This window comes from Sulfurihydrogenibium yellowstonense SS-5, from assembly GCF_000173615.1.
GTDB classification, from domain to species: Bacteria; Aquificota; Aquificia; order Aquificales; family Hydrogenothermaceae; genus Sulfurihydrogenibium; species Sulfurihydrogenibium yellowstonense.
On record NZ_ABZS01000086.1, the window covers coordinates 1 to 6,846 of the forward strand.

Below are 6,846 nucleotides of genomic sequence, written 5' to 3' on the forward strand. Positions count from 1 at the left end.
GATTTTAAAAATAACAGAGGTAAGATATAAAAATCAGCTTGCATCTATGATTGATTTACTTGATACACAAACAATGTATGACAAAATAAAGTTTGACAAGGCACAAGCAGAGTATAACTGTCAATTGTCAGTATTAGAACTAAAATATCAAACTGGAAAATTAATTGAAGAAAATCAAAAGAGAGGAGAGTAAAGATGAAAATGAGCGGACCTGTAAAGTTTATACTCTTTTTTGTTTTACCGATTGCTATCTTCATTTTATGGCTTGGAGGATTTTTATCTCACAGGGTTGAGCCGGGAGAAAAGAAAGAGGTTAAAGTTGTCAGTGGACTACCTGTCTTAACAGTGGAAGAAAAACAAGCACCTAATTATTACAAAGCCGATGGTATGGTTTCGGCTGACAACAATGCAAAAGTGGCTACAAAATGGATGGGTCAAATATTAAAAATCTACGTCAAAGAAGGCGACTATGTAAAAGCCGGACAGGTTTTAGCAATTCTTGATGATTCTGAGATAAAACAGCAAAAAAATGAAGCTTTAGCCGGACTGGAAGAGCTTTCTAAGGCAAGAGAAGAAGCTTTAGCAGCAAGAAAAGCAGCTCTTGAAAACTACGAATTTGCAAAGAGAACTTATGAAAGATTTAAGAATCTTTATCAAGAAAATGCTATCTCAAAACAACAACTTGAAGAAATAGAAACAAAAATGATTGCTGCAAAATCTATGGTTGACCAAGTAGATGCTAAATTAGGTCAGTTAAAAGCTAAAGAATCACAAGTTAAAGCTAAATTAGCTCAAGTTAATGTTATGCAAGGATATACAGTTATTAAAGCACCTTTTGATGGTTATGTTTTAAAAAAGATGAATGATGAAGGAGATATGGCAGCTCCAGGCATGCCGATTTTCATCATTGGAGAGAAAAAATTACAGTTTTTAGCAAATCTTGATGAGTCATTGCTTGATAAAGTAAAAGTAGGTGATGAGCTTGATATTGATTTAAACGGTAAGGTTGTAAAAGGTAAAGTTATTGAGAAAAACTCAAACATAGACCCAATGAACAGAACCTTTAAAGTTAAGTTAAATATTCCATTTTCAGAAAATATCACAACAGGTATGTACGGAAAATTGTTAATACCTACGGATACAAAGCCAAAAATACTTATTCCTAAAACAGCCGTGTTTAAGTGGGGTCAGCTAAATGCAGTTTATACAGTTGATAAAGATAATATAATCAGACTAACCTACGTTAAACTTGGAGAAGAGTATGGAGAATACGTAGAAGTTCTCTCTGGTTTAAAACCCGGAGACAGAATTATCCAATCTAACATAGAAAAAGCTTGTGATGGATGTAGGTTAGGAGGATAAAGAATGAACAATTTAGGACTTGCCGGTAGAATTGCTAAGTATTTTATAAACTCTAAGCTAACGCCGCTTTTAGTAGTGGCTTCTTTACTCCTTGGATTTTTTGCAGTATTTACAACATCAAGGGATGAAGAGCCACAGATTGTGGTTCCAATGATCGATATTATGGTTCCATATCCAGGAGCCAAATCAGATACGGTTAACAATCTTATTGTAAAACCACTTGAAAAATTAATGTGGGAAATTCCGGATGTTGAGTACGTTTATTCTTATGCCGGGGACGGTTTTGGTATAGTAACAGTTAGATTTAAAGTAGGAGCAAATCCGGAAGATAGCTTAGTAAAACTATACAGCAAAGTAATGTCTAACTATTACAGAATGCCTGAAGGGGCAATGCAGCCTATTATAAAACCAAAATCTATTGATGATGTGCCTATCTTGTCAATCACATTACACAGTGATAAATACTCTTCTTATGATTTAAGGAGAATAGCAGAAGTTATAGAAGATGAAATAAAACAGCTTCCAAATATATCAGAGACTACAATCATAGGCTCAAAACCAAAAGAAATAGATATTCTTTTTGACCCTGCAAAATTAAACGCCTATAACATCATGCTTCCGCAGGTAGTTCAGGCTCTTCAAAATGGAAACATTTCTCTTCCATCGGGAGAGTTTGATAAAGATGGTTACAGATACAAAGTTAGAACAGGTCAGTTTTTAAAGTCAAAAGAAGATGTTGAAAATGTTGTAGTTGCGGTTTATAACAATGCACCTATTAGAATTAAAGATATAGCAAAAGTTGAAGAAGGTGAAGGTGAGATAGAAAATTACGTTCAGTTTGGATATGGCGCGGCATCAAATCAAGCTTCTAAACCGATCGAAAACGCAGTATCCATTGCAGTAGCTAAAAAAACCGGAAGTAATGCTGTTATAGTTGCTGAAAATGTTATTGAAAAATTAAACGAAATGAAGGGCAAAATCATTCCTTCCGATGTGAGCTTTACAATCACAAGAAACTATGGAGAAACTGCATCAGAAAAAGCAAACGAACTAATAGAGCACCTACTCATAGCTACTTTTTCTATAGTTCTTTTGATTGCAGTAACTCTTGGATTTAGAGAATCTTTAATTGTTGCAGTAACAATTCCGGTTACACTTGCTATTGCACTATTTTTAAGCGAAATGTACGGATACTCATTAAACAGGGTTACACTTTTCGCACTCATTTTCTCTATTGGTATCCTTGTTGATAACTCTATCGTTGTTCTTGAAAACATTCACAGATGGTTTTCTATGAGAAAACTTCCAATGGAAGATGCAGCAGTGGTAGCTACTGACGAAGTTGGAAACCCTACTATATTAGCAACCTTCGCTGTTATTGTTGCACTTCTTCCAATGGCATTTGTTACAGGTCTTATGGGACCATACATGAGACCAATACCGATTAATTCATCTGTTGCAATGTTTTTCTCAATGCTTTTAGCATTTATCTTAACTCCTTACTTGGCCGTTAGATGGCTAAAGCATGATGAAGCACATGAAAGTCCGGAAGCTTTAGGAAGAGAAGATGAAGCAAGAGCAGGCTTCTTGGTAAGATTATTTAATAAAATCTATATGCCGCTTTTTAATAGCAGAGCTAAAAGATGGATTTTCTTAGGCTTTGCAGGAATGCTGTTGGTTGTATCAGCATTACTCCTTGTAAGTAGGGCTGTTCTTGTAAAAATGCTACCATACGACAACAAAAGTGAGTTGCAAGTTGTATTAGACATGCCGGAGGGAACACCTCTACAAGAAACATATAGAGTAGCAAAACAGATAGCAGATTATATTAAAAACGTTAACGAAGTAAAAAACTATGTCATCTATGTAGGTCAACCGGCACCATTCGACTTTAACGGTTTAGTAAGACACTACTACTTAAGAGAAGCTCCGAATTTAGCTCAAATACATATTAATCTTATTGGTAAACATGATAGAAAAGCACAATCTCACGAGATAGCAGAAAGAATTAGGGATGAAGTAGCAAGAATTGCAAAAGCTAACGGGGCTAAATATGTAGCAGTAGTAGAACCACCACCCGGACCACCGGTATTATCTCCAATTGTTGCGGAAGTTTACGGACCAGATTATAAAGGACAGCTTGAAGTAGCTAATCAAATCAAAAAAATATTTGAAAATACACCCGGTATTATAGACGTAGGCATTTATGCTAACTATCTACAAAGAGAATTTCAAATAGATATAGATAGGGAAAAAGCAAAAAGATATGGATTGTCGGAAGATGTTATTGTAAAAACAGTTAGAATTGCTTTGGCAGGACATAAAGTAGGATTAATCCAATCATCAGATGATTTACATCCTGTCTCCATAGTTGTGAGATTAGATGAAAAATACAGAGGAAGCATTGAAGATATTCTATCTATGAAAATACCTACTCCTATGGGAGGAATACCACTTAATTCTTTAGTGACCGTTAAGCCTGCAACTACCGAACATGATATTTACAGAAAGAATCTACAACCGGTTGTTTATGTGATAGCAAACGTTAACGATAAACTTGGTAGCCCAGTTTACCCAATCCTTGACCTTTGGGACAAAATTAAAAATATTAAAACTCCTGATGGAAGAGGTGTAGAAGAATTATTAACCCATCAGCCAGAATTGACTGATAGATACTATGTAAAATGGGACGGAGAATGGCAAGTAACCTACGAAACATTTAGAGATATGGGTATAGCATTTGGAGTTGCTATTGTAGTTTTATACATTTTATTAGTTGGTTGGTTTAAATCTTTCAAAATGCCTGCAGTCATAATGTCTCCAATACCATTTACATTAGTTGGTATTGTACCAGGACACTTTTTAATGGGAGCATTTTTTACAGCTACATCAATGATAGGATTTATTGCATTAGCTGGTATCATTCTAAGAAACTCAATTCTTTTGGTAGAATTTGCAGAGCAGAAATTAAAGGAAGGATTACCTTTAGAAGAAGCATTATTGGAAGCTGGAATAGTAAGAACAAGACCAATTTTACTTACAGCTGCGGCAATAGTTGTTGGTGCGTTTGTTATCATCTTTGACCCAATCTTTAATGGTCTTGCGATCGCGTTAATATTTGGTACAATTGCATCAACTTTATTAACTCTTGTGGTTGTACCAGTGCTTTATTACATGATAGTTGGAGAAGAGAGAAAATTACACCTTTGCCCAGCAGTTCCAATCGACGCTAAAAAAGAAGAATGCTAATGATATAATTGGGAGGGGGTTTTGACCCCCACCCTTTTTGAAAAAGATAAGAGATTCTCATCACTTTATTTATCACCAAAAAGCCGAAAAGACAAAAGATTAATTTCTTGAAGGATTGATTTCCATTAATAGAAAAAGAGTAAAAAAGATTATTCCAACTTTAGAGCGCCAAATGAGAAAATTTTTAACGTGTTATGTGTTAAGTGCGATTCATGACTTGCTCCTACTCTTTCACTTTCTTTGTCAATCCTGAAGATTGTGGTCCGGAGGATCTTTTCTATTACTGTATTATTATTATTATTTGAAGTAAAAGAATATTATTTACCGGCTGCAGAATAACTTTGATTATTAAAAATAACCCCTCCTTATTCTTATGGAACACTAAGCATCCCTATAATCCTTTAAATTGTTTAACTCTCATTTCTAACTTCTTGAGATAATTCCACCACCAAGTAAAGTATCACCATCATAAACAGCTAATATTTGACCGGGTGCAAACCTTGGCACCTTCTCTTCAAAAATTACAGTTAAATTTTCTCCGTCAAAATGATATTCCTTGGCTTTTATAGGTTTTTGTTTATACCTTCCTTGAACTTCTATTTTTTTCCATTTTTCAATTGGCACTAAAAAGTTAAAATCCTTAGCAACAACTTTATCTGTAAGCAAATAATCTTTTTCACCCACTACTATTTTATTATTAAGCGCATCCTTTTCTATTACATATAAAGGTTCTTTCCATGCAATATTTAAACCTCTTCTTTGTCCGATTGTATAGTTCTCTATGCCCTTATGTCTACCTAAAACTTTTCCAGAAATATGAACTATTTCTCCTTCGTTAGTTTTAATATTCAATGTTTTAAAATATTCTTCCGGAGATTTGCCTTTTGTAAAGCAGATTTCAAAGCTTTCTTCTTTTTGACTAACAGGTATTTTATTTTCCTGTGCTATTTTTCTAACCTCTTCTTTTGTTAAATTACCAAGCGGAAATATCAAAGTATCAACCACTTCTCTCTCCACTAAAGCCATAAAATACGATTGATCTTTATTTTTATCTATACCTCTTTTTAAAACTTTAACACCATCCTCAATATCTGTTCTTATGTAATGACCCGTTGCTAAGTAATCAAAACCTAAGCTTTTAATATATTTTGCAAAAAGCCCAGTTTTTACTTCTCTATTGCAGATACTACAAGGGTTTGGTGTCAAGCCAGATTTATAGCCTTCTATAAAATAATTGATTACTTTTTTCTCAAAAATGTCTTTCCAATTGATTACATAATGAGGAATTTCTAAAAATTCAGCTACTTTTTTTGCATCTAAAATATCTTTATCAGAACAGCATACTTGAGTGTCAACCTCACAGGAGTCTATGTCTGTAAATTTTAAGCTTATGCCAACGACTTCGTAACCTTGTTTTTTCAATAGAAATGCAGCAGTGGAGCTGTCTACTCCACCGCTTAAACCAACAACAACTTTTTTCATTACTTAATGAGTTCACCCATTTTGAAGATTGGTAAGTATAATGCGATTAAAATAAATCCAACAATTCCACCAATGAATACCATCAATAAGGGCTCTAAGGTAGAAATAAGTGCATCAACTTCTCTATCTACTTCATCTTCGTAAAAATTAGCGATCGTATCAAGCATTTCGTCTAATCTACCTGTGTTTTCACCTACTGCAGCCATAGCTATAAACATAGGTGGAAAGTATTTTTTATCAAGAGATGCAGCAATAGGCTTACCTTTTTCTATTTCATCTTTGGTTTTTTGTAAAGATTCTTCAATTAATACGTTTCCAACGACTGTAGAAGCAATTTCAACAGACCTTAAAATAGGAACACCACCATTTATAAGCGTAGCAAATGTTCTTGCAAACTTAGCTAGAGCTCCTTTGTGAAGTATTTTCCCTATCAAAGGAATTTTTAAAAAAAGATTATGATAGAATCTTTTTCCATTATCTGTTTTATAAATTAGTCTATTTATAATTACTAAGATTACAAAAAAACCCATTACATACAGAATATTTTCTTTAAGAATATTACTTATATTTATTAAAATTTGGGTTAAAAATGGTAATTCGCCACCAAAGCTTGCATATATTTCTGCAAAAGTTGGAACTACAAAAGTTAGTAGCCCTAGAACAATTACTGTCGCTATGATTAAAACTGCTGCCGGATACCAAGATGCACTTATTATCTTTCTTCTTATTGCTGCTAACTTTTCATAGTAAATA

Annotated in this window: 5 protein-coding genes; 3 read left to right on the forward strand and 2 right to left on the reverse strand. The window is 33.9% G+C overall.

Features of this window, described 5'->3' with window-relative positions; genetic code table 11:
- From SULYE_RS04600 to SULYE_RS04610, 3 genes are all read left to right on the forward strand, one after another.
- On the forward strand, positions 1–193 hold a 193-nt coding region (locus SULYE_RS04600), incomplete at its 5' end, for a TolC family protein (protein WP_007546990.1).
- Between the two features lie 2 nt (positions 194–195).
- Positions 196–1,362 (forward strand): efflux RND transporter periplasmic adaptor subunit, encoded by a 1,167-nt coding sequence (locus tag SULYE_RS04605; protein WP_007546992.1) that lies wholly within the window; start codon positions 196–198, stop codon positions 1,360–1,362.
- 3 nt (positions 1,363–1,365) lie between these two features.
- Positions 1,366–4,611 carry an efflux RND transporter permease subunit gene (locus tag SULYE_RS04610; RefSeq protein WP_007546994.1) on the forward strand — a complete coding sequence of 1,082 codons (3,246 nt, stop codon included), beginning with the start codon at positions 1,366–1,368 and terminating at the stop codon, positions 4,609–4,611.
- A gap of 423 nt (positions 4,612–5,034) precedes the next feature.
- Here SULYE_RS04610 and mnmA read toward each other — a convergent pair whose 3' ends face one another.
- Together mnmA and SULYE_RS04620 are read right to left on the reverse strand one after the other, a co-directional pair.
- On the reverse strand, positions 5,035–6,093 hold the full coding sequence (gene mnmA, locus SULYE_RS04615; RefSeq protein WP_007546996.1) for a tRNA 2-thiouridine(34) synthase MnmA: 1,059 nt from the start codon (positions 6,091–6,093) through the stop codon (positions 5,035–5,037).
- A partial coding sequence (locus SULYE_RS04620) for a type II secretion system F family protein (protein WP_007546997.1) occupies positions 6,093–6,846 on the reverse strand: 754 nt, incomplete at its 5' end. The genes SULYE_RS04620 and mnmA, both read right to left, overlap by 1 nt.